At 67.3% G+C, this 23,139-nt stretch carries 23 protein-coding genes; 12 read left to right on the top strand and 11 right to left on the bottom strand.

The features are described 5' to 3' along the window. Positions 1 to 34: 34 nt before the first annotated feature. Entirely contained in the window at positions 35 to 1,270 is a 1,236-nt protein-coding gene (locus tag RJ1_RS11610; protein WP_378379990.1) for a DUF2786 domain-containing protein, read from the top strand. Between the two features lie 4 nt (positions 1,271 to 1,274). Here RJ1_RS11610 and rsmI read toward each other — a convergent pair whose 3' ends face one another. Next, the gene (gene rsmI / locus RJ1_RS11605; protein ID WP_073360072.1) at positions 1,275 to 2,105 is read right to left on the bottom strand and encodes a 16S rRNA (cytidine(1402)-2'-O)-methyltransferase; all 831 of its coding nucleotides are present in this window, start codon (positions 2,103 to 2,105) and stop codon (positions 1,275 to 1,277) included. 29 nt (positions 2,106 to 2,134) lie between these two features. Here rsmI and RJ1_RS11600 point away from each other — a divergent pair, with 29 nt between their 5' ends. Further along, positions 2,135 to 3,688 (top strand): dolichyl-phosphate-mannose--protein mannosyltransferase, encoded by a 1,554-nt coding sequence (locus tag RJ1_RS11600; RefSeq protein ID WP_073360173.1) that lies wholly within the window; start codon positions 2,135 to 2,137, stop codon positions 3,686 to 3,688. A gap of 92 nt (positions 3,689 to 3,780) precedes the next feature. Here the strand turns inward: RJ1_RS11600 and RJ1_RS11595 are convergent, their stop codons facing one another. The 4 genes from RJ1_RS11595 to RJ1_RS11580 all read right to left on the bottom strand — a co-directional run bounded on the left by RJ1_RS11595 (position 3,781) and on the right by RJ1_RS11580 (position 7,114). Next, complete coding sequence (locus RJ1_RS11595) at positions 3,781 to 5,412, bottom strand: BCCT family transporter (protein ID WP_378380010.1); 1,632 nt, start codon at positions 5,410 to 5,412, stop codon at positions 3,781 to 3,783. Positions 5,413 to 5,502: 90 nt separating this feature from the next. After that, positions 5,503 to 5,934: a DoxX family protein gene (locus RJ1_RS11590; protein WP_073360070.1), complete on the bottom strand. Its 432-nt coding sequence runs from the start codon at positions 5,932 to 5,934 to the stop codon at positions 5,503 to 5,505. Positions 5,935 to 5,997: 63 nt separating this feature from the next. Further along, the gene (locus RJ1_RS11585) at positions 5,998 to 6,372 is read right to left on the bottom strand and encodes a GntR family transcriptional regulator (protein WP_083400667.1); all 375 of its coding nucleotides are present in this window, start codon (positions 6,370 to 6,372) and stop codon (positions 5,998 to 6,000) included. 58 nt (positions 6,373 to 6,430) lie between these two features. Further along, positions 6,431 to 7,114 (bottom strand): NAD(P)H-binding protein, encoded by a 684-nt coding sequence (locus RJ1_RS11580; RefSeq protein ID WP_073360069.1) that lies wholly within the window; start codon positions 7,112 to 7,114, stop codon positions 6,431 to 6,433. Between the two features lie 87 nt (positions 7,115 to 7,201). On the opposite strand from RJ1_RS11580, the gene arsC reads away from it, so the two are divergent. Further along, on the top strand, positions 7,202 to 7,549 hold the full coding sequence (gene arsC, locus RJ1_RS11575; protein ID WP_476705497.1) for an arsenate reductase (glutaredoxin): 348 nt from the start codon (positions 7,202 to 7,204) through the stop codon (positions 7,547 to 7,549). Positions 7,550 to 7,617: 68 nt separating this feature from the next. On the opposite strand, the gene arcA is transcribed toward arsC, so the two are convergent. Next, positions 7,618 to 8,835: an arginine deiminase gene (gene arcA, locus RJ1_RS11570; protein ID WP_073360067.1), complete on the bottom strand. Its 1,218-nt coding sequence runs from the start codon at positions 8,833 to 8,835 to the stop codon at positions 7,618 to 7,620. A 107-nt stretch (positions 8,836 to 8,942) separates the two neighbouring features. On the opposite strand from arcA, the gene RJ1_RS11565 reads away from it, so the two are divergent. Both RJ1_RS11565 and soxR read left to right on the top strand, forming a co-directional pair. Beyond that, on the top strand, positions 8,943 to 9,473 hold the full coding sequence (locus RJ1_RS11565; RefSeq protein WP_073360066.1) for a heme-binding beta-barrel domain-containing protein: 531 nt from the start codon (positions 8,943 to 8,945) through the stop codon (positions 9,471 to 9,473). Between the two features lie 42 nt (positions 9,474 to 9,515). Further along, entirely contained in the window at positions 9,516 to 9,995 is a 480-nt protein-coding gene (gene soxR, locus RJ1_RS11560) for a redox-sensitive transcriptional activator SoxR (protein WP_073360065.1), read from the top strand. A gap of 3 nt (positions 9,996 to 9,998) precedes the next feature. Here soxR and RJ1_RS11555 read toward each other — a convergent pair whose 3' ends face one another. Beyond that, on the bottom strand, positions 9,999 to 10,493 hold the full coding sequence (locus RJ1_RS11555) for a DUF2505 domain-containing protein (protein WP_073360064.1): 495 nt from the start codon (positions 10,491 to 10,493) through the stop codon (positions 9,999 to 10,001). A 50-nt stretch (positions 10,494 to 10,543) separates the two neighbouring features. Beyond that, positions 10,544 to 10,987, bottom strand: coding sequence for a GNAT family N-acetyltransferase (locus tag RJ1_RS11550; protein ID WP_073360063.1), 444 nt, complete (start codon positions 10,985 to 10,987; stop codon positions 10,544 to 10,546). A 124-nt stretch (positions 10,988 to 11,111) separates the two neighbouring features. On the opposite strand from RJ1_RS11550, the gene RJ1_RS11545 reads away from it, so the two are divergent. The 5 genes from RJ1_RS11545 to RJ1_RS11525 all read left to right on the top strand — a co-directional run bounded on the left by RJ1_RS11545 (position 11,112) and on the right by RJ1_RS11525 (position 18,049). Next, positions 11,112 to 12,566 carry a wax ester/triacylglycerol synthase domain-containing protein gene (locus tag RJ1_RS11545; protein ID WP_073360062.1) on the top strand — a complete coding sequence of 485 codons (1,455 nt, stop codon included), beginning with the start codon at positions 11,112 to 11,114 and terminating at the stop codon, positions 12,564 to 12,566. A gap of 16 nt (positions 12,567 to 12,582) precedes the next feature. Beyond that, entirely contained in the window at positions 12,583 to 14,841 is a 2,259-nt protein-coding gene (locus RJ1_RS11540; RefSeq protein ID WP_073360061.1) for a glycerol-3-phosphate 1-O-acyltransferase, read from the top strand. A gap of 4 nt (positions 14,842 to 14,845) precedes the next feature. Next, complete coding sequence (locus RJ1_RS11535; protein ID WP_073360060.1) at positions 14,846 to 16,285, top strand: HAD-IB family hydrolase; 1,440 nt, start codon at positions 14,846 to 14,848, stop codon at positions 16,283 to 16,285. Between the two features lie 106 nt (positions 16,286 to 16,391). Next, positions 16,392 to 16,796 carry a YciI family protein gene (locus RJ1_RS11530; protein ID WP_073360059.1) on the top strand — a complete coding sequence of 135 codons (405 nt, stop codon included), beginning with the start codon at positions 16,392 to 16,394 and terminating at the stop codon, positions 16,794 to 16,796. Continuing rightward, positions 16,793 to 18,049 (top strand): RNA polymerase sigma factor, encoded by a 1,257-nt coding sequence (locus RJ1_RS11525; RefSeq protein ID WP_073360058.1) that lies wholly within the window; start codon positions 16,793 to 16,795, stop codon positions 18,047 to 18,049. The genes RJ1_RS11530 and RJ1_RS11525 overlap by 4 nt, the downstream gene beginning before the upstream one ends. Positions 18,050 to 18,102: 53 nt before the next feature. Here RJ1_RS11525 and RJ1_RS11520 read toward each other — a convergent pair whose 3' ends face one another. Continuing rightward, a complete protein-coding gene (locus RJ1_RS11520; protein WP_073360057.1) occupies positions 18,103 to 18,405 on the bottom strand; it encodes a hypothetical protein in 303 nt (100 codons plus the stop codon). Between the two features lie 223 nt (positions 18,406 to 18,628). Here RJ1_RS11520 and RJ1_RS11515 point away from each other — a divergent pair, with 223 nt between their 5' ends. Then, positions 18,629 to 19,297 carry a hypothetical protein gene (locus tag RJ1_RS11515; protein WP_240319948.1) on the top strand — a complete coding sequence of 223 codons (669 nt, stop codon included), beginning with the start codon at positions 18,629 to 18,631 and terminating at the stop codon, positions 19,295 to 19,297. 45 nt (positions 19,298 to 19,342) lie between these two features. Further along, on the top strand, positions 19,343 to 21,385 hold the full coding sequence (locus tag RJ1_RS11510; RefSeq protein ID WP_073360055.1) for an ABC transporter ATP-binding protein: 2,043 nt from the start codon (positions 19,343 to 19,345) through the stop codon (positions 21,383 to 21,385). A gap of 3 nt (positions 21,386 to 21,388) precedes the next feature. Here RJ1_RS11510 and RJ1_RS11505 read toward each other — a convergent pair whose 3' ends face one another. Both RJ1_RS11505 and RJ1_RS46710 read right to left on the bottom strand, forming a co-directional pair. Next, complete coding sequence (locus RJ1_RS11505) at positions 21,389 to 22,228, bottom strand: SDR family oxidoreductase (protein ID WP_073360054.1); 840 nt, start codon at positions 22,226 to 22,228, stop codon at positions 21,389 to 21,391. Between the two features lie 142 nt (positions 22,229 to 22,370). Beyond that, positions 22,371 to 22,514: a hypothetical protein gene (locus RJ1_RS46710; RefSeq protein ID WP_162850290.1), complete on the bottom strand. Its 144-nt coding sequence runs from the start codon at positions 22,512 to 22,514 to the stop codon at positions 22,371 to 22,373. Positions 22,515 to 23,139: the final 625 nt, after the last annotated feature.

The following is a 23,139-nucleotide window of genomic DNA, read 5'->3' as shown; positions in this document are numbered from 1 at the left end:
CGTTCTTGTCGGACCCTGCATGCACACTCTCCTCATGACGCCGAATAGAACATACATTCGATCTTTTCACGGTGGATTCCGGAACGGAGCGCGCGTGTTCGACGACGAAGTGAGCCTTCAGGCCGCGGCGGCGGTCCATACCCTGATGGGTGAGTTGTCGGCCGCGTACGAGCGTGGGTGGCAGCCCGCCGACGTCCTGCATCTGGCGCGGAGATCGAAGGAGCCGTCCGACGCGGCGCTCGCGGCGGCTGTGGTGTTGCACGAGGCGGAACGCACGCGTGCCGCGCACCGGGCGCCGCGCGACTGGGTGGAGCAACTCCGCACCATCGGGGAGCAGCACCCGGGCGCGTCGCGTCTGGCGGCGCGGGTCCCGGTCGACGGTCCCGATGTTCGGGCGCTGGCCGCCGGATTGTTGTTCGAGGACCCGTATCACTCCGTCTATCAGCTCACCGACCTGTCGGTGACGTGGACGAACCTGCCCGGCTGGACGGTGCTCACTCCCCCGCCGTCGACGTGGCCGGTAGTGCGGGTCGCCGACCCGGCCGCGGCGATGTCGGGCGAGACCGAGGCCGACGCGAAGGTGCTCAACCGAATTCGCGGCCTCCTCGCCAAGGCGGAGGCCACCGATTTCGCGGAGGAGGCGGAGACCTTCACGGCGAAGGCGCAGGAGTTGATGACGCGCTACGCGATCAACGCCGCTCTCCTCCACACCCAGAACGGTGCCGGCAACACGGCGGTGCACAGTCGGCGGATCCACCTGGAGAATCCGTACGTCAAGGAGAAGGTGCACCTCCTCACCGAGATCGGCGACTCCAACCGGGTGCGCACGGTGTGGTTCAGCTCCCTCGCCATCGCGACCGTGGTCGGGACCCCACTCGACCTCCAGCAGGTCGACATGCTCTTCACCTCACTGCTGGTGCAGGCCACGCGCGCAATGCAATTCGCCGACGCCGACAGTCGCAGCGGCTCACGCACCACGTCGTTCCGGAAGGGGTTCCTCGCCGGCTTCGCCAGCCGCATCGGGCAGCGGTTGCGCGACGCCGACAGCAGGGCCACGGCCGAGGCGGCCGACGAGGCGTCGATCCCCGTCGACGACCTCCTCCCGATTCTGGCCACCAAGTCCGAGGCCGTCGACGCCGAGTTCGACCGCCTGTTTCCGCGCACCCGTAAGGCGCGTGGCCGGGCCGTCGACGCCAACGGCTGGTACGCCGGGCAGGCTGCCGCCGACGACGCCTCGCTGGCTCCCGGCGAGCGCGCCCTCCGACGCTGAGCCTCTAGCCTTTTCGGGACGCCAGCACCGATTCGTAGAGTTCCCGCTTCGACACACCGGTGGTGGCGACGAGCGCGCACGCATCCTTGAGCCGGGTGCCGTCCGCGACGAGTCGCTCGACCTCGTCGACCAGGTCGGCGGGGTCGGACGCGACGAGGGTGGCGCCTTCCAGCACCACCGTGATCTCGCCGCGGACACCGTCGGCGGCCCATTCGGCGAGTTCGGCGAGGGTGCCGCGGCGGACCTCCTCATACGTCTTGGTCAGCTCGCGGCAGACGGCGGCGCGGCGGGTGCCGCCGAGCACTTCGACGGCGTCGGCCAGGCAGTCGGCGAGCCGGTGCGGCGCCTCGAAGAACACACAGGCCCGCTGCTCGGCCACCAACGCCTGCAGCCACGTCTTGCGCTGCCCCTGTTTCCGGGGCGGGAAGCCGTCGAAGCAGAACCGCTCGACGGGCAACCCGGACAGGGCCAGCGCCGTCGTCACCGCCGACGGTCCGGGCAGGCACGTCACCGCCAGATCCTCGGCCACGCACGCGGACACCAGCCGGTACCCGGGGTCGCTCACCGACGGCATACCCGCGTCGGTGACGAGGAGAACCGTCTTGCCGGACGCGACGTCCGCGACGAGCGCCGGAAGTCGGGCGGTCTCGACCTGGTCGTAGAAGCTGACGACCTTCCCGGTGATGGTCACGTCGAGCGCGGAGGCGAGGGCTTTGGTGCGGCGGGTGTCCTCGGCGGCGACGACGTCCGCTGTTTCCAGCGCCGTACGCAGCCTCGGCGAGGCGTCACCCACGTCCCCCATCGGTGTTGCGGCGAGCACTAGGCGACCAGTCATGACCCACAGCCTACGATTGCGGCGTGACGATGCTGACGGACGAGCGACCGACGCCCTCCGCACGACAGCCGTCCGTGATCGGTCCGGCGCCGCTCGTGCCGCCGCCGGACTTCGGTCCCGTCGACCGTGCCCGCGGCTGGGTGGTCACGCTGTTCGTCACCGCGATCGCGGCGATCACCCGGTTCACGATGCTCGGTTACCCCACCGACGCGGGCACTCCGGTGTTCGACGAGAAGCACTACGCGCCGCAGGGCTGGCAGGTGCTGACCGGCGGCTGGCTCGAGGACAACCCCGGCTACGGGCTAGTGGTGCATCCGCCGATCGGGAAACAGCTGATCGCGATGGGCGAGGCGATCTTCGGCTACAACGGCTGGGGTTGGCGATTCGCCTCCGCGGTGGCTGGCACGATCATGATCCTGCTGGTGATCCGCATCGTCCGCCGGCTCACCCGGTCGACGCTGATCGGCGGCCTCGCGGGGATCCTGCTGGTCGCGGACGGCGTCACGTTCGTCTCTTCGCGGCTGGGCATGCTCGACATCTTCCTGGCGCTGTTCGCGGTGGCCGCTCTCGGCTGCCTGATCGTGGATCGCGACCAGGTTCGCGAACGCATGGCGAGGGTCTACGACGAGGGACGGATCGGCGACAGCGACTGGGGTCCGCGGCTCGGTGTGAGGTGGTGGCGTTTCGGCGCCGGAATCATGCTGGGTCTGGCGTGCGGCACCAAATGGTCGGGCATCTACTTCATCGCTTTCTTCGGGCTGCTCAGCGTCGCATTCGATGTGTCGGCGCGACGCGCCTACGGGGTGCGTCGCCCGTGGCTGGGCGCCGGCGTCCGCGACGTCGGCCCCGCGCTGTACGCACTGGTCGTCGTGCCGCTGTTCGTGTACCTCGCCAGCTACTGGGCGTGGTTCGCCAGCGAGACGGGGGTGGACCGACATGCGGTCGGCAACGAGATCGGAACGGACGGCACCTGGTCGTTCGTGCCGGGCGCGCTGCGGTCGCTGTGGTACTACAGCGGCAACGTCCTCGATTTCCATTCGGGTCTCACCAATTCGGCGGGCAACCATCACCCGTGGGAGTCGAAGCCGTGGACGTGGCCGATGGGTCTGCGCCCGATGCTCTATTACTTCGCCGAGGGTGATCACGTCACCGGTTGCGGCGCGGCCAGTTGCGTCAAGGCCGTCATGCTCATCGGGACGCCCGCCATGTGGTGGCTGGCGCTGCCGATGCTCGGGTGGGCCCTGTGGCAGACGGTGGTGCGGAAGGACTGGCGTTACGCCACCGTCCTCACCGCGTACGGCGCCGCGTTCCTGCCGTGGCTGACCACCCTGGACCGCCAGATGTACTACTTCTACGCGGTGGCGCTGGCGCCGTTCATGGTGATGGGTCTCGCACTGGTGCTCGGCGACATCCTCGGCAGCGCGAAAGCGTCGTTCGAACGACGCACCACCGGTCTGCTCGCCGTCTGCCTGTACGTGGGTCTGGTGGTGGCCAACTTCATCTGGCTGTGGCCGATCCTGACGGCCGTCCCCATCACCCCGGAGACGTGGCAGCATCAACTGTGGCTCCCCAGCTGGCGTTGACACCTCCCACATGAGTCGAGCCGCCCGGGTCCAGTGGGGACACCGAGCGGCTCGAGGAGGCCGAAGCCGACCGTTTCGATGTACCTGTTCCTCTAGCGGGATCGGATCCGGTCGCGACGACGCTTCGCCGCCACACTCCGCATCTCCCTCCGCATTTCCCGGCCGTCGACGATGAGCTGGTCGCGGGACAGGTCCTTGTAGAGCGAGAAGCACAACCCGATCATCACGAGGACGAACGGCGCCGCAGCGATGATCGTCATCGTCTGCAGTCCGTCGAGGGCGGTGTCACCACCGGTCCACAGGATGAGCGCGGCCACGCCTCCGGTGAGCACACCCCAGAACACGACCACCCAGCGCTGCGGTTCCAGCGACCCACGCTGCGACAGCGTGCCCATCACCATCGACGCGGCGTCCGCTCCGGAGACGAAGAAGATTCCCACGAGGATCATCACGAGGACGGTGGTGATGCCGGTGAGCGGCAGGTGGTCGAGCATGCCGAACAGCTGCCCCTCCTGGGTGTCCTGTCCGGCGAGGTCGATTCCGTCACGCTGCTCGTTGATTCCCGCACCACCGAAGATCGCGAACCACACGAGGCTCACAGCACTCGGCACCACGATCACGCCGACCACGAACTGGCGGATGGTCCGGCCGCGGCTGATGCGCGCCAGGAACATGCCGACGAACGGGGTCCAGGAAATCCACCACGCCCAGTAGAAGATGGTCCACGACGACAACCATTCACCGGTCGCCGGATCGGACGATGCCCCGGTACGGGCCGACATCTGCGCGAGCTGCGCGGCGTACGCGCCGATCGTCGTCGGCAGCAGGTTGAGGATCAGGACCGTCGGACCCACGACGAACACGAACAGGGCCAGGATGATGGCGAGCACCATGTTGGTGTTCGAGAGCCACTGGATGCCCTTCGCCACACCCGAAACGGCGGACGCCACGAAGGCCAGGGTCAGCAGGGCGACGATGGCGACCAGCAGGAAGGTACTGACCTGCGACATCCATCCGACGACCTGGAAGCCGGAACCGATCTGCAGTGCGCCGAGGCCCAGCGAAGCGGCGGTGCCGAACAGTGTCGCGAAAATTGCGAGCACGTCGATGAACTTGCCGATCGGGCCCTCCGCGCGGCGACCGAGCAGCGGGATGAACGCAGAGCTGAACAGTTGCTTGCGTCCCTTGCGGTACGAACCGTACGCGATCGACAGTCCGACGACCGCGTACATCGCCCAGGGGTGCAGGCTCCAGTGGAACATGGTGGTGGCCATGGCAGTTCCGATGCCACCGTTCGAACCCGGAGGGGGTGTCACGTAATGCGCGAGCGGCTCGGCGACACCGAAGAACATCAGTCCGATGCCCATCCCGGCGCTGAACATCATCGCGATCCAACTCACCGTACGGAACTCGGGCTTCTCGCCGTCCTTGCCGAGCGGAATGTGACCGAACTTGCTGAACGCGAGCCACAGTGAAAAGAGGACGAACCCGGACGCCGACAGGACGAACAACCAGCCCATGTCGGTGACCAGCCAATCGAGCGCCTTACCGGTCGTGGTGTCGAGATTGTCGGGGGACAGGAGCCCCCAGACGACGATTGCCGAGACCGCAGCGGCGGCCACGGAGAACACGACGTAATCGGTGCGTACACCGACCCGTTTGAGCCCTCCGCCGACGTCGGCGTCCGCGGTCTCGGAACCTTGATCAGGCAGATCAGTATTCATTGCCATGAACAACTACGTTGGTCATTTTCGGTGGTAAAAGCAAGCTAGCCCACCGCTTCACACCGAATCGATACCCCGTGGGCGGTATCGTTACGCTGCGATTTTGCCCCATCCCGAGCCTCTTCCGAGAAGCCCGTCGATGCTGAGCCGTCCGGCACCGATCACAGCCAGAAGTAGCGACCCGACGCCGAGCGCGACGACGAGTTCGTACCCGCCGTTCGTGACGAAGACACCCTTGTCCGCATGCACCAGAATCAGCGCGCCGAGCATGTCGAGAAACAGCAGGATTCCGGCGATCGGTGTGGCCACCCCCACGATGAGAGCAAATCCACCCGCGAGTTCGATAGTGGCAGCCGCAACAGCCGAGACGTCGGGTAGCGGAACGCCCATGTCGGCGAACGACGCCTGCGTGGCCTTCACCCCGTAGTCGAAGAACTTCTGCCAGCCGTGCGCGACGAAGACCACGCCCAGTCCTATCCGTGCAATCAGCAGTGCGAGGTCGCGGAAGAGTGCGGAAGCCATACCGAGCGTCTACCTTTCTGGGTCACACCTCATGGGTCACACCTTCTGGATACGGCGCCGTCCTCATTCGGCGCCGCGAAGCGCGGACTGCACGAAGCCGAGGATCTCCTCGTCGGAAACCCCCAGCTTCCGCAGTTCCTGCACGTACCCTGTCGCGGCCTTCTCGGCCCCGGCGCGAATGGGGTCACCGCCGCTCGCAATGAACGTGCCCTGCTTGCCACGGGTTTCGATCACACCCTGCTCGCCGAGTTCCCGGTACGCCTTCGCGACCGTGTTCGGCGCGAGACCGACCTCGACCGCGAGCGCGCGGACCGTGGGGATCTTCGTTCCCGCGATCAACTGCCCGCTGCGCACCTGTTCGATGATCTGCAATCGCAACTGATCGAACGGGGCGGTCGACGAATCCGGATCGATGTCGATGTACACGGCCGGCGCCACCTCCGTTGTTCCACGCGTTGTATCAGACCGTAGTTGCGCGGTTGCGGCGCCGCAATGGTTACACCGCGGCGACGGCTTGATCGATCGGCGTGGGACCGGACGTGAGCATGAGCGTCTTCTTCGCCGTGTTCGGGTTGTCCAGAAGCGCCGCGACCACCGCGGCGACGTCGGCGCGCGTGACGGTGCCCCGTTCGAGGGGAGGCGCGGTGAGGGTGACGTGACCTGTCGGGTCGTCGTCGAGCAGCCCGCCCGGACGGATGATGGTCCAGTCGAGGTAGGTGCGGGCGCGCAGATCTTCCTCGGCGGCCGTCTTCGCGACGAGGTAGGCGGCGAACACGTCGTCGGTGCCCTCGGGAATCGGCTCGCCGGCCCCGAAGGAACCGACCTGAACGAATCGGCGCGTACCCGCCTTCTCGGCGGCGTCGGCGAGGAGGACCGCGGCCCCGCGGTCGACGGTGTCCTTGCGGGCGACACCGCTGCCCGGACCGGCGCCGGCGGCGAACACCGCGGCGTCCGCACCCACGAGGGTTTTTGCCACGTCGTCCGCGGTCGCCGTCTCCAGGTCGATCACCACCGGTTCGGCGCCGAGCGCCGCCACCTCATGCTCGTGGTCGGGGTTGCGGATCAACGCGACCGCACGGTCTCCACGCGCGGTGAGAATCTTGATGAGGTGACGGGCGATCTTCCCGTGTCCACCCGCGATGACGATGCGCCGCGGAGTCGCGTCCCTGTGCTCGGCCATGATCGATCTCCTCTTTCGTCGACGAGTTACTCCCCTGGTTCAGCGCTCCGTGCGGGCGCGTTTGTTCCCCGGTGCAGAATGTCGGGTATGGCGAACACCGCGACCATCTACCACAACCAGCGATGCAACACGTCCCGCACCGTCCTCGGACTGATCCGGGACGCGGGCATCGAGCCGACCGTCGTGAAGTACCTCGAGACCCCGCCCTCGCGGGACGGCTTGCGCAAACTTCTCGACGACGCCGGGCTGAAGCCGAGCGAGGCGATCCGCAAGAAGGAGGCCGTCTTCAAGGAACTGGGGCTCGCGCAGGCGTCCGAGGACGAACTGCTCGAAGCCATGGTCGACAACCCCGTCCTCATCGAGCGGCCGATCGTCGTGACGGACAAGGGCACCGTCCTCGCCCGCCCGGCAGAGAAGGTCAGCGAGGTCCTCTAGGCGCTGCGCGCTCGTGCGCGGTTGAGGAGTCCCTGCACTCGTCAACCACGCACGGGCGGCGGAGCCGCCTACAACGGGTCGCGGGCCACCGGACAGGACATGCAGCGGGGGCCACCGCGGCCGGAGCCCAGTTCGGAACCGGCGATTCGCAGCACCTCGATGCCCGACGCCTCGAGCCTGGCGTTGGTCTCGACGTTCCGTTCGTACGCGACGACGACGCCGGGTGCGAGCGCGAGTGTGTTGTTTCCGTCGTCCCACTGTTCGCGTTCGGCGGTGACGTTGTCGAGTCCGGTGTCGATGACGCGCAGTTTGCCGATGCCCATGGCCTCGGCGGCGGCGGTGAGGAACGGATCGGCCCCGCGGATCGACACACCCTTGTCCTCGCGGTGAATGGTGAACGCCGACAGCGTGTCCTGGATGATCGGGTACATCACGACGGCGTCGTGATCGACCATCGTGCACACGGTGTCGAGGTGCATCGATGCGCGGGCCTGCGCGATGGGCACCACCAGCACCGTGTGTGCGAGTTCATCCTCGAAGACGCTGCGCGCCAACGCCTCGGCGCCGGCGGGTGTGGTGCGCTCACCCACCCCGACGGCGACGACGCCCGGCGCGAGGAGCAGGACGTCGCCGCCTTCGACGGGAGCGGTGTGGGATTCGTAGGCGCGCCGGGCGCCGCGGAAACGCGGGTGGTGGGCGTAGATGATGTCGGTGAGGGACGTCTCGCGGACGCGGGCGGGCAGCGCCAGCGACGTGATGGCGACGCGGGGGCCGATCCAGAACGACGAGTCCCGGGTGAACAGCAGGTTGGGCAGCGGGTCGATGACGAAGTCGCCGCCGTGGTGCATGCGTCGGACCAGCGACGCCGTGTTGGCGGCGACAGGAAGTTCGTCGAAGGTCATGCCGGCGGTGAGGATGGTGGAGAGTTCGTCAGCGGGGACGCCGCGGAGGTGGGCGGCCAGTTCCTGCGCCAGGGTGTGCCCGAGTTTGCGCGGGTCCACAGCCGCGCCGATGCCGTGGATGCGGGCGGCGCCGCTGGCACCGAGCGTCTCGGTGAGCAGGTCGGACAGCAGCAGGACCTCGACGCCGCGGCTGCGGAGCAGGTCGGCGAACGCGTCGTGCTCTTCCTGCGCGCGGTCAACCCACGGCAGTCCGTCGAAGAGGAGTTGGTCGTTGTTGCGGGGCGTCAGCCGCTTCAGTTCGTCCCCTGGACGGTGCAGGAGGACGGCACGAAGCTGCCCGACTTCGGAGTTGGCCCCCAGCGGTGCAGAACCGGACGCGTTCATGTCTAGACGGTAATGCCGGCGGGCCCGGCAGGCACGCTCAAACACTCCGCCGCCGAACGTGTCCCTCGGCTTCCCGGGCGAGTACCGTGAAACGGCGGAGGTATCTCATGGACGAGAACTCGACTCTCTCGCCGGCGCACTCGGATGCGGCGGCGAGTTCGTGTGCGAACGCACTGCCACTCCCCTCCGTGCCGGACGCGCTGGCTCCGTTCGCCGGTCTCTGGCGCGGCGAGGGCGAGGGGGCCTACCCGACGATCGACGAGTTCGCGTACACCGAGGAGATCGAGTTCTCCCCGACCGGTAAACCGTTCCTGGCGTACCGGTCTCGGACGTGGGAGGTCGGCAGCGGGCGGCCACTGCATTCGGAGTCGGGGTATCTGCGACTCGTCGCCGAGGACGAGGCGGAACTTGTCGTCGCCCAGCCCACCGGTTTCGCGGAGATCCACCGCGGTCAGATCAGGGAGGGAATCATCGAGTTGTCGATGGTGTCGCTGTGCGCGTCGCCGGACGCCAAACCGGTGCACAGCATCCGGCGACAGTTGTCGGTGCGCGGCGGCGACCTCACGTACGACCTGTGGATGGCGCACGACCTGACGCCGCTCACCCACCACCTCCACGGCCATCTCCGCCGCGACTGACCTCGAGTATTGTTGAGGTAACCCGGTGAAAGGTTGCCCGTCGTGGAGATGCCCGAGTGGAGAGCGAAGGAACTGACGCCCGGACAGCTGTCGGAGCGCAGCGGCGTAGCTGTCTCGGCGTTGCACTTCTACGAGCGCGAGGGGCTGATCTCCAGCAGGCGGACGTCCGGCAACCAGCGGCGCTACCGCCGGGACACCCTGCGACGGGTGGCGTTCATCCGCATCGCCCAGCGCGTCGGGATTCCGCTCGCCGAGATCCGGGAGGCCCTCGCGACCCTGCCGGAGGCCCGCACGCCGAACCGCAAGGACTGGGAGAAACTCTCGACGCGGTGGCATGCAGATCTGGATCAGCGGATCGAGCAGTTGATCCGGCTCCGCGACAACCTGACCGGCTGCATCGGCTGCGGGTGTCTGTCGCTCGGCAGTTGCGCGATCGTCAACTCCCACGACCGTCTGGGCACGGCGGGGCCGGGTGCCCGCACACTGGACGTCGAACTCGACCGCCCGGCGTCCGGGGTGTGAGCGTCAGCGGTCGCCGAGCCACTTCTCGATCGCGTCGCGGTCCTGCCCGACCATGTCGCCGACGAGCTTCCTGACCAGGGATTCGATCTGCCCGCCGACCAGCGGAATCTTGACCTGCACCGACCCGGTGAGGCGCAGGACGGTGACATCGCCGGATGCGCGGAGCACCGCCGTGCTCTCGATCTTCACCGGGATGCCGGTGGAGCTGCCACTGACCCGGCCGTCGGCGTGGTCGCCGTCGAGGGCGCCCCACTCGTCGGCGCGCTCGACCTTCAGCTCACCCGACACGACCTTGCGGACCAGCCCGGGGAGGGAGGACGCGCCGATGGTGTCGCGCATCGTCGCGGTCAGCGTGCCGGGGCCACGGCTGTCGTCGAGGGTGAGTTTCTCCGGCGCCTCTTCGAACCGGTGCTGCCAGAACGCCGGATCCGTCACCGTCGCGTGCACCCGGTCGATCGGGTACGCGACCTCTTCGGAGTAGTCGAAGCTTTTCGCCATGACGGCAGCCTACGACAACTCCGTGCGTGGTGAAGGAGTCCGGGGACTCGTCAACCACGCACGGGCGCGGAGCGCCTCATCGGCAGGTGGTCGATGCCGGCCTCGAGGTAGTTCTCGCCGGTTCTACGAAAACCGTAACGGCCGTACCAGTTTTCGAGGTAGGCCTGGGCGGAGATCTCGATCGGACCCGGGAACTGCTCGAACACGGCTTCGAGCAGGAGTCCCGCGAGTCCCCTGCCCCGCGCGGGGGCGGCGGTGGCGACGCGTCCGAGATGCAGGACCGGCTCGTCGGCGAGTACCCGCAGTGTCGCGAGGACCTCGCCGTCTTCCTCGGCCCAGAACTGCGTGGTGGTCGGCTCGAGATCGCGGCCGTCGAGTTCGGGTTCCGACACGATGCCCTGTTCGAACACGAACACGTTTGTCCGCAGCACCATGATCCGGTAGAGCGTGGCCGGGTCGATCCTGTCGAGCGTCGCGTGGTGGAGAGTCGGCACGCCCTCACCTTGGACAGAAAGTCCGGAGCGCAATCCGCCGGAACCAGGGACGCGATCTGCGGGGCGGGTCCACACTGGAAAAGCAGCAGCTGAGGGCAACTCGAGCAACCGAATGAGGGTGGGCATGGCCGACGGCGAACCTCTGATACCACCGAGTGCCGTCGACGTGGATTTCTCCGACGTCGCCTGGGGAGCGGACCGCACGATGTCCGACTTCGAGACGGGGATGTGGCGGATGGAGGAGGTGCAGCCGAAGCTGCGCTCCCCGATCGTCGCGGTCGACGTCCTGGACAAACCGCCGGACTGGGAGCGGCTGGTGCGCGCCCACGAGTGGGCGTCGCACATGGTGCCCCGCATCCGGATGCGGGTGGTGGAGCCGACGTTGCGGCTGGGCAACCCGATGTGGTCGGTCGACCCCGAGTTCGACCTCGACTATCACCTGTCGCGGGTGCGGCTGCCGGAGCCGGCGACATTCGACCATGCGCTGCGGATGTGCAGGCACATGGCGACCGAGCCGTTCGACCGCGCCCGCCCGCCGTGGAGCGCGATGCTCATCGAGGGACTCGACGACGGCCGCGCCGTCTACGTGGTGAAGACGCACCACAGCATCACGGACGGGCTCGGCGGCATCCAGTTGATGACCCTGCTGCACAGCAGGCGCCCCGAACCGTCACCGGACAAACCGGATCGGCCCGCGCCGCTGCCGGAGCAGATGTCGGGCGGCGGGGCCCTGTTCGAGCAGGCACTCGACACTGTGCGCAGCGCCCCCGGCCGGATCGGCGGCCTGATCCGCGGCGCGGTCCGCACGGCGAGGACCGTCGTCTTCGACCCGGTGGGCAGTGTCACGGAGGTCGCCGGGTACGCGAACTCGATCCGCCGAGTGGTGACCCCTCCCCCGACGACGGGTTCGGACCTGCTGCGCGACCGCGGGCTGGGACGCTGGTTCGGGGTGCTCGAGGTGAGTGTCGACGAACTACGTTCCGCCGCTCACGTCGCCGGCGGGTCGTTGAACGACGCGTATGTGGCCGCCCTGCTGGGCGGTTTCCGCCGCTATCACGAATCGTTCGGCCACGACCTCGACACGATTCCGGTGGGGATGCCGGTGAGCATGCGATCGGCGTCGGATCCGACCGGCGGCAACCGGTTCGCCGCCGCCCGATTCGCGGGGCCGGTCGGTGAGCGCGACCCGATCGAACGGATCCGGAAGGTGCGCGCGATCATCCTCGGATTGCGTCAGGAACCCGCGCTCGGACTGCTGGATTCGGCCGCCCCGATCCTGGTCCGGCTTCCGACGGTGGTGCTGGCGAACTGGTACCTCTCGCAGTCGACGGGTCTCGATCTGCAGGCCAGCAACGTCGCCGGTGTGCCGGTGCCCGTGTATCTGGCCGGAGCCCGGATCGAGCGGATGTTCCCGTTCGGCCCGGCCCCCGGCTGCGCTGTGATGGCCACCCTGGTCTCCCACGTCGGCACGTGTTGCATCGGCGTCAATCTCGACACCGCCGCCGTCACCGAGCCGGCGCGGTTCATGTCGTGCCTGCAGGAGAGTCTCGACGAGATCGTCGAGCTGGGCCGTGGGTGAAAGGAAGGCTGGCGCGATGGACGAACAGAGGACGCGGCCGCGGGTGTATCTCATCGAGACGATGAGCGACATGGAGGACGACGTTCTCCGGACGTGGCTGGAGCGGCAGGCGAACGACACCGGGCAGCCGCCGCCAACCGTCCGCGTCACCGATCAGGCTCTCGCCGATCTCGCACGGCGGAAGGATGATCCGCTGCTCACCCCGCTCCGGGTGGTCTGGCTGCCGAAGGAGACCCATCCCGACGGCGCGCAGCGGTTGCGGGAGACGCTGTCGCTGCGCGACCCGCTGCATCCCGGGCAGAACACGCAGCGCCGCGTGATGCGCGACGACCCGGCTCGGTGCCACGTCCTGGAGGGTGACCCGGCGCCGCTCAGCGACCTCGAACGCCGGCTCGCCGAGAACGGCGGCGGGTCACTTCCGGATTTCATCCGCCGCCAGGCCGCGCTCACCCTCGAACGGGCCGAACGCACGCTGCTGGGCACCCAGTACAAGGTGTCGAAATTCGTCGTCGACGAGATCACCGACGCCAGCCGGTATCACGACGGCACCCACGCACTGTCGGGCAAGTTGAATCTGCCCGTCGCCGAGGTGGATCGCCGCGCCCGCGGCGCACTGGACGAGATGGTCGCCGCCCAGAGCAGGCGGGCCATCGCGCTGTGGGACCAGTTGGGCCGCTACTTCTCCCGCGCCTACCGCCTCGACGTCGACACCACCCGGCTCGACGAACTGCGGGAGTTGAACAAGGAGCATTCCCTGGTGTTCCTGCCGAGCCACCGCTCGTACCTCGACCCGCTGGTGCTGCGGCCGGCACTGCTGGCGAACGACCTTCCGCTCAATCACGTGATGGGCGGTCTGAACATCAACTTCTGGCCGATCGGACCGATCGGCAAGCGCAGCGGCACCGTGTTCATCCGCCGGAAGATCGAGGGCGACGAAATCTACAAGTGGACGCTCCGCGAGTACATGCGCTATCTCCTCACGAAACGGTTCAACCTCGAGTGGTACATCGAGGGCGGGCGCAGCCGCACCGGGAAGTTGCGGCCGCCGCGGTTCGGTCTGCTCAACTACCTCGCGAAGGCCTTCCAGGACAGCGGGATGTCGGACGTGTACCTGGTGCCGGTGTCGCTGACCTACGACCAACTCTACGAGGTCGGGGCGATGGCGGCGGAGGCGCACGGCCAGGCGAAGAGCAAGGAGAGTCTGCGCTGGCTCTTCGGATACGTTCGGGCGCAGGGGCAACGGCACGGTGTCGCGCACGTCAACGTCGGCAGGCCGATGTCGCTGGCGGACTACCTCGGCCAGGAGGACGACCTGCGGCTGGCGGTGCAGAAGACGGCGTTCGAGGTGTGTCACCGCATCAACGAGGTCACCCCTGTCACCGCGTCCTCGCTCGTGATGCTCGCGTTTCTCGGAATCGAGGATCGGGCGCTCACCGTCGCCGAGGTCGGCGCTGTCCTCGGGCCCCTCGTGGACTACATCACCGCGCGCTCGTTGCCGACCGCGGGCGACGTCGACCTGACCGACCCGCAGGTGATCCGCAAGGCGGTGCGCACGCACCTCGATTCCGGTGTGCTGCGCAGTTTCGATCAGGGCAGCGAGCGGGTGTTCTACCTCGGGCGGGATCAGCACCTCGTCGCAGCGTTCTACCGCAACAACACCATTCATTTCCTGGTGATGCGGGCGATCGCGGAGATGGTGCTGCGGGCGGCGGTCGACCAGAAGTTCACCGATCCGCTGAACGACGGATGGGATCTGGCGCTGCGCATGCGCGATCTCCTCAAGTTCGAGTTCTTCTTCAGCGAGAAGGACAGCTTCCGTAAGGAACTGCGTTCCGAACTGGATCTGATCGACCCGGCGTGGGAGTCGAACCTCGGTGACCCGCAGCATGCGGCGAACCTGTTGTCCGGGATGCGGATTCATCTGGCACACCGGGTTCTGCAGCCGTTCCTGGAGGCGTACGCCGTGGTGGCGGCTCAGTTGCTCCGGACCCCGGTGGACCGGAAGTTCGACGAGAAGGCCTTCATGACGTCGTGCCTCGCGCTCGCCGAGCAGCGGCGTCTCCGGCAGCAGATCGGGAGCAGCGAGTCGATTTCGGCGGAACTCTTCACGACCGCGCTCAAGCTGGCACGCAACCGGGGCCTGGTCGAACCGAATGCCGAGAACATGGCGGCCCGGCGGGTGGAGTTCGACGCCGAACTCCAGACCCTGATCGATCAGGTGCTCCGCATCCGGGCCATCGCGCACGAGAATCTCGACCAGATGGGTGGTAGGTGAGTAGATGAGCGATCCCCGCAGTCTCCACGACGACATCGCGGCCGCGGTTCCCGGCCCGGCCACCCTCGCGGCGTTCGATCTGGACGGCACACTGATCAGCGGGTACTCCGCGAGCGTCGTCTACCGGGACCGACTGCGCCGCTTCGACATCAGTGTGGCCGAATTGCTGCGCACCACGGGCGCCGCGGTGGACACCCGGTTCCGGGGTGCGGATGTCGGCAATCTGATGCGCATCGGCGTGGAGAGTCTGGCCGGGCGCATGGAAGACGAGCTCCAGGAGTGGGGGCAGCGGCTGTTCCGCCAGGAGATCGCGCGGATGATCTTCTCGGAGGTCCGTGGTCTGCTCGCCGCGCACCGGCATGCCGGTCACCGGGTGGTGATGGCCACGTCCGCCACCCCGTATCAAGCGCTGTCGGTGGCCGCGGACCTCGACATCGACGTCGACGACGTCCTGTGCACGCGGCCCGCGGTACTGGACGGCATGCTCACCGGGAAGCTCGAATCGCCGGCGCTGTGGGGCCCCGCCAAGGCCGAGGCCCTGCGCGAGTACGCGGACGAGCACGGCGTGGATCTGGGCAACAGCTTCGCGTACTCCAACGGCGCGGAGGACGTTCCGATGCTGAAATCGGTGGGACATCCGGTGGCGCTGAATCCCGACCGCAAGCTGGCGGCCACGGCGCGGCAGAACGGATGGCCGTCGGTGAATCTGCGGCCTCCGGAGAGCGGCGCCGACCCGATGTCCATCGCGCGCACCACCACGGCCATCGGCGCCCTGATGGGTGCGGCCGCGTTCGGCGTTTCCGCCGGCCTGCTCACCCAGAACCGGCAGACGGGCGCCAATCTGGTCGGCAGCTTCGGACCCGATCTCGCACTCGCGATCTGCGGGATCAACGTGCGCATCAAGGGCAAGGAGAATGCGTGGTCGGCCCGGCCCGCGGTCTTCATGTTCAATCATCAGAGTTCGCTCGACATGCTGGTGATCGGCAGCGTCATCCGACGCGATGTCACCGGTGTCGCGAAGAAGGAGGCCGCGCGCGACCCCCGGTTCATTCCCGTGGGCGCGCTCCTCGACGTGGCGTACATCGACCGGACCGACAGCACGAAGGCCAGAGCCGCACTCCGCCCGGCCGTGGAGAAACTGCAGTCCGGCATCTCCATCGCGATCGCCCCCGAGGGCACCCGCTCGGCGACCCCGCGCCTCGGCAAGTTCAAGAAGGGCGGGTTCCACCTGGCGATGCAGGCGGGGGTGCCGATCGTGCCGATCGTCATCCACAACGCGGGTGAACGGATGTGGCGGAACTCCCTGGTCGCGCACCCCGGTACGGTCGACGTCGACGTGCTCGCACCCGTGCCGACCGACGGGTGGGACCTCGCGGATCTCGATCGGCACGTCGACGAGGTGCGCACGCTGTTCGAGGACTGCCTCCACGCCGGTCACCGCTGAAAAATTCTTCGAAGAAAATTCTCGAAGCATGTCGAGAACCTCGGTTGTGCTCCGTCCTGTTCGTGAAAGCGCCAGAATGGGCGCCACACCGGGTGAGGAGACAGAGATGCCGAAGTTCATGTTGCTGCAGCACTACGAGGGCGGCGCGGGATGCGATGTGCCGATGACCGAGTGGACACCGGAGGAGGTGCAGGCGCACATCCGGTTCCAGCAGGACCTCAACGCGGAACTCGTCGCGAAGGGCGAACTCGTCGACGCGCAGGGACTCGCCGGGCCCGACGTCGCGAAGCGCGTCACGTTCGACGGCAAGGGCGCTCCGGCGGTGACCGACGGACCGTTCCCCGAATCGAAGGAACTGCTCGCCGGGTACCGCATGATCGACGTGGAGTCCGAGGCCCGGGCGCTGGAGATCGCCGCACAGACATCGGCGGCACCGGGCCCGGGCGGGGCGCCGATCCAGCAAGCGATCGAAGTGCGGCAGGTGATGGGCGCGCCCGACACCGATCTGTGAAGACCGACCCTGCCACCCTGGACCTGCTGCGCGAACTGGCGCCGCAGGTCCTCGGTGCGCTCGTGCGGCGGTCCGGTGACTTCGAGGGTTCCGAGGACGCGGTGCAGGAGGCGCTGCTCGCGGCCGCCGAGCACTGGCCGCGAGAGGGACTGCCGGACAACCCACGCGGCTGGCTGATCCAGACCGCCACCCGCAAGATGACCGATCAGATCCGCAGCGAGATCGCCCGCCGCACGCGGGAGGACGTCGTTGCCCGGCAGGCACCGCCGTCCAGGGACGTGCCGGATCGGGACGACACCCTGCTCCTGCTGTTCCTGTGCTGCCATCCCGCTCTGACACCGGCGTCGGCCATCGCGTTGACGCTGCGCGCAGTCGGGGGTCTCACCACCGCGGAGATCGCCAACGCGTTCCTGGTCCCGGAATCGACCATGGCTCAACGGATCAGCCGAGGAAAGCAGCGCATCACGACGTCGGGGATACCGTTCCGGCGGCCGACGGGTGACGAGTGGACGGAACGCCTGCGGTCCGTCCTGCACGTGCTCTACCTGATCTTCAACGAGGGGTACGCCAGCAGCATCGGCGACCATCTGCACCGCACCGAACTGTCCGCCGAGGCGATCCGGCTCACCCGGGCCGTGCACGCGATGCTGCCCGACGACGGTGAAGTCGGTGGGCTGCTGGCATTGATGCTGCTGACCGACGCCCGTCGTCCCGCCCGCACCGGTCCACACGGCGAGTTGATCCCGCTGGCCGAGCAGGATCGCACGATGTGGAACCGGGAGTTGATCGTCGAGGGTCAGCGCGTGGTGCTGGACGCCGTCGCCCACGGCTCGGTCGGGGCCTATCAACTGCAGGCCGGAATCGCGGCGGTCCACGACGACGCGGACCGGGTCGAGGACACCGACTGGGCGCAGATCCTCACGCTGTACGGCCTGCTCGAGCGGATGTCCGACAATCCGATGGTGACGCTGAACCGTGCGGTGGCCGCGGCGATGGTGCACGGTCCGGCCACGGGACTGACGATGCTCGAGCCGCTCGACGAGGCGCTGGCCGGGCACTACCGACTCGACGCCGTCCGGGCCCATCTGTTCGACTTGGCAGGCGACCCGGAATCGGCCCTCGCGCACTACCGGGCGGCGGCGAACCGCACCACGAATGTGCCGGAGCAGCAGTACCTCGCGGCGCAGGTGGCCCGGCTCAGCACTCGCGACTCGGGGGACCCTCCACCACCGCAGACCCGTAGCCGAACCTGATTGTCGCCGAGAGCAATCGGTACCGGTTCCCGACTTTCCACTCTCCGACTACGCTACGTTCCCGCCTTCACACTGCCGGTGAAGAAGAACGGCGCCGTGGTGCCGAAGCAGAACACCGTCACGTCGGATCCCGCCGCGAAGCCGCCCACATGGCCCACGCCGCCTTTGAGTCCGAAGTTCGAGTCGAGCGCGAGGCAGTTCCAGCTTTCCCCTGTGGGTACCTCGATGACGATCGTGCCCGTCGCGCCTGCTGTGAGGATGGGTGCTGCTGTCGCGGTGCCCGCTCCTGCGCCCAGGAGCATCACCGGGGCGATCACGGCCGAGGCGACTGCCGTGCGGAGTGCGATCTTGTTCATTGTGCTCACCTTCGATTCCGAGTGTCCCCGACGCCGACGGTGAACGGTGACGCTCGGCGACTCCGGTGCCGCCTCGAAAGCGATCATCGATCACCGCTTACTTCACATATCGCACCGACCCCACCCAAGGTTTCACGACTCGCGTAGTCGGCTACTCGCGACGCGGCCCGGATCGCACGGAAAAGTCGGTTTCGACCGGTAGCGCACGGAACGGAGCGGGACGATGGACGAGCATGGACGCGGCGGCGGTGACCGGCGAGTTCTCGCCGAAGATCTCGACCGCACGGACGTGCCACGCCCCGACGCGCGGCGTCACGAGTTCCGTCTCAGTCTGCTGGTCGCGGCGATCGCCGTCGTCGGCACGCTGATCGGTTCCCTGTGCGGAGGAGTGTTCACCCTCCTGAACACGTCGAATCAGGTCGAGGCGACGGTGTTCCAATCCGAGAACGAGTTCCTGCGAACGCAACGGCAGCAGATCTACTCGGAACTCCTGACCGCGGCCAACGAGGTGCGCCTCACCTCGGGTTCGGTCTCGATGGCGTTCGACCGCTTCGACGGGCCGATGCTGCTGGCCACCGTGCAGGACATCATCACACCGCTGCACGACCAGGAGGTCGTGTTCACCTCGAAATTCGCGGCGGTGGAGTTGATCGGATCCGCACCGGTGGTGGAACCCGCACGGCGGATGGTGGTGGAGTATTCGTCCGGAACCGAGACCGTCAGCTGGCTGACAGTCGACCTCGCAGAAGACGACACCGTGCCCGCGGACACCCTGTCCACCCGCCAGCAACAATTCGTCGACCACTTCCAGGCCGGGATGAAGGCCCAGGAAGAGTTCCTCACCGCCGTGCGAGACGAACTCGGCATTCCCGATCACGGCAACCAGCCGTAACCGAATCTGCTCGCCAGGACTGCGGCGGATGGGCACGATGGGGAGATGCCCGCGACCGGTCCCACATCCACGCAGCAGGCCCCGTCGGTTGACGACGAGCCTTCGCTGTTGCCTCGTATCTGGGCGCTGCTGCGTCCCTACCGCGGGTGGCTGGTGCTCGTCGCGGCCGCGATCGTCGTGTCCTCCCTCCTCGGCATCGTCAATCCCTTCCTCACGAAGGCGGTGTTCGACCGCGCGCTGTTTCCCACTGACGGCAGCGGTGTCCATCTGACGCTGCTGCTGTGGCTGGTGCTGGCCATGATCGCGGTGACGCTGGCGGGTTCGGTGATCGGCGTCGGCCAGAGTTACCTCACCACCAAGGTCGGCAATCTGTCGATGGCGGATCTGCGGGAGCGGTTGTTCGCTCATCTCGAGAAGATGGAACTGGCGTTCTTCACGTCCACCAAGACCGGTTCCATCCAATCGAGACTGGCCAACGATGTCGGTGGGGTGCGCTCGGTACTGACGTCGACGGCGTCGAACATCCTGTCCAACGTCGTCACGGTCGCGGCGTCCCTCATCGCGATGGTGCTGCTGTCGTGGCAGCTGACGCTTCTCGCAGTCGCGCTGCTTCCCGGCTTCGTCTACCTGCAGCGGCGGGTCGGCGCCCGGCGACGGGTTCTGGCACGCAAGACGCAGGAGTCGTTGTCGGACATGACCGCGATCACCGAGGAAGCGCTGAGCGTCTCGGGTGTGCTGCTGACGAAGGTGTTCAATCAGGCCGACACCGAACTCGACCGGTATCGGACCGAGAACGCCCGGCAGACCGAACTTCAGGTGCGGCAAGCCATGACCGGTCAGGGCTTCTTCGCCGTCGTCAGCTCGTTCATGGCGATCACTCCTGCCCTCGTCTACCTTTTGGCGGGGTATCTCGTCAGCGGCGGTTCCGCGGCGCTCTCGGCGGGCACGCTCGTCGCATTCTCGACTCTGCAGGCCCGGCTGCTGCAGCCACTGGTCTCGCTGATGCGGGTTACTCTCGACGTCCAGACGTCGATGGCGTTGTTCCGCCGCATCTTCGAATACCTCGACCTGCAGCCCGCGATCGTGAATCGCCCGGACGCCGTCGAACTGCCGGCGGACTCGCCCGGGCGGGTGGAGTTGGACGACGTGTACTTCGCGTATCCCGCGCCCGTCCGGCTGGCCACCGCCGATCCCGACCCGGTGGCGCTGCGCAGCCTGGGTCGCGGCGGCGGAGGCGGCGGCCTGCGCGGCGTCTCGACCGTCGCCACTCGCCTTCCGGCGGCGGCGGCGCCCGAAACCGAACCGGCGGAACGTCGGAGCCGGCGCTGGGCGGTGGCGGGCACTTCCCTGGAAATCGAGCCGGGTCAGCTCGCCGCGTTCGTCGGACCGTCCGGCGCAGGAAAGACCACGCTCTGCTACCTTGTGCCGCGACTGTACGAGGTGGACAGTGGCTCGGTCCGGGTCGACGGCTACGACGTGCGCGACCTGACCATGAGCTCCCTCGCCGAGGCGGTCGGAATGGTGACCCAGGATCCGTACCTGTTCCACGCCTCGATCGCCGACAACCTTCGCTACGCCAAACCGGACGCGACCGATGCCGAACTGCAGGACGCCGCGGTGGCCGCCAACATTCACGACCGCATCCTCGGATTCGACGACGGATACGACACATTGGTGGGCGAGCGAGGATTCCGCCTGTCCGGCGGCGAAAAGCAGCGATTGGCCATTGCCCGGGTGCTGCTGAAGAACCCCCGCGTGCTGATCCTCGACGAAGCGACGTCGGCGCTCGACACGGTCTCCGAGCGACTCGTCCAGAGAGCCCTCGGTGAGGTGATGCGCGGACGGACGACCCTCGCGATCGCCCACCGCCTGTCCACCATCCAGCACGCCGACGTGATCTTCGTGATCGACGAAGGAACACTGATCGAACGCGGCACGCACACCGAACTCCTTGCGCAACAAGGACTGTACGCACGACTTCACGCGGAACAATTCGGCGGCGGCCAGGTCGAATGCCGATGCACCGACGGCGTGCGATTCACCGACGGGACGGTGCTGGCCCCGAGTTCCCGCACCGGCACGCCCTAGCTCCTACAGGAACTTGCTGAACTGATCGTTGGCCTTCTGCATCACGTAGTCGTAGGGCGGCGAAAACTTGCGGGCCCACCAGTAGCCGAACCGGATATCCGGCGAGGTGTACACCATGTACCGGTCCTTCTTGATGCCGGCGATGATGCACGACGCGACCTTCTCGGGCGTGACGGCGCGCTTCTCGAAGCGGTGGATCGCCTTCTGGATGCGCGGGTCGTCACGGTCCACTCCGGCGATCTCGACGGTGCCCACCAACGGCGTCTTCACCGCCCCGGGAACCACGAGGCTCACCCCGATGCCGTGCCGTTTGAGGTCGAACCGCAGAACCTCGGACACCCCGCGGAGCCCGAATTTGCTTGCGCTGTACGCCGCGTGCCAGGGAAGCGCCAGCAGCCCCGCCGCGGAAGATACGTTGACGAGGTGACCGCCGCGCCCCGCGCGCACCATCGGGGGCACGAAACTCTCGATGACGTGGATCGGACCCATCAGATTCACGTCCACCATGGACTTCCAGTGACGGTGTTCGAGGTTCTCGACCGTGCCCCACGCAGAGATTCCCGCGACGTTCATGACGACGTCGAGGCTTCCGAACTGTTCGTGGACATCCGCGGCGAATGCGGCCACGGCGTCGTAATCGGACACATCGAGCGCACGGGAGAAGCTGACGGTGCCGCCGCGGCCGCCGACCTGTTCCACCGTCTGCGCCAGGCCGACCTCGTTGATGTCGGTGAGGAACAGTTCGGCGCCCTCCGCCGCCGCCGACAGGGCTGTCGCGTGCCCGATGCCGCTACCTGCACCCGTGATCAGGCACTTCTTGCCGTCGAGCGTCTTGATCGCCATAGTCGTGCGAGCCCCCGTCGTCACCGATCCGTGTCGGCTGGAAGTCTACGCACGCAATCTGTTTGCGCGCACGCGACTACGAAGGCGCTTTTCGCACGAACACACACGAGCCGGCCCCGCTGTGGGGTCGGCTCGTGACAGTTCACAACCGCTGGGTCATTTCTTCCTGATAGGTGCGAATCGTCTTCTCGATTCCGTTGGCGTCGTCGTCGTGTCCTCGATGCCGGGCGTCGTCGGCGCGCTCGCGCAGAACTCGAATCGCCTTCCGAAGCTCGGCGTCACTCATTCTGTGTTCCATATCACAATCATCCCCGACGGCTTCAGATTTGACCAGACTCGGGGGCGTGACGAGGTGCCGAAACCCGGGCTGAGCTGGACAATAGTCCAACACCGGCGAACGAACTCGCGCGTCGGACGGCGCCGCGACCGGGTCGGACGGCCGCGCAGACTCCGCCGCCCGTGCGGATGCCACTCCTTCGCAGTAGTGTTCACGAGGCCCCTCAGTCCGCGAGCGACATTCGGACGTTGCGATGCGCAACGCAACACATTGCCCCTGAGCTGGGTGTATGAGCAGGTTCGCTTCACAGCGCACACCCCCGCAACCCTGCCAGCTAACTCCCAGTGATTGAAGGAGCAACCATGCGGTTGCCCCGGCCGGCACATCAGTTGCCACAGGCGCACCACGCCGCACATCGGCGGCTCTCTTGAACTTTCAACAGTAAGGCGTGCGTGACGAGCGCAGAGGGCCCCCTCGGCGACATCGAGCAGTAAGCATGCGCCGCGCAGTCGTTGAAACATATAAGAAATACGAATGGTGCATTCTGGCGACGTTTTGCCTCTATCTGCGTGAGTTATCAATCGGTTATCATCGTGGTACGGTGTCGTTCACACGACTGACGCCCGCACGAGAG

This window comes from Rhodococcus jostii NBRC 16295, assembly GCF_001894825.1.
GTDB classification, from domain to species: domain Bacteria; phylum Actinomycetota; class Actinomycetes; order Mycobacteriales; family Mycobacteriaceae; genus Rhodococcus_F; species Rhodococcus_F jostii.
This window is presented reverse-complemented; position numbering and strand designations above follow the sequence as displayed.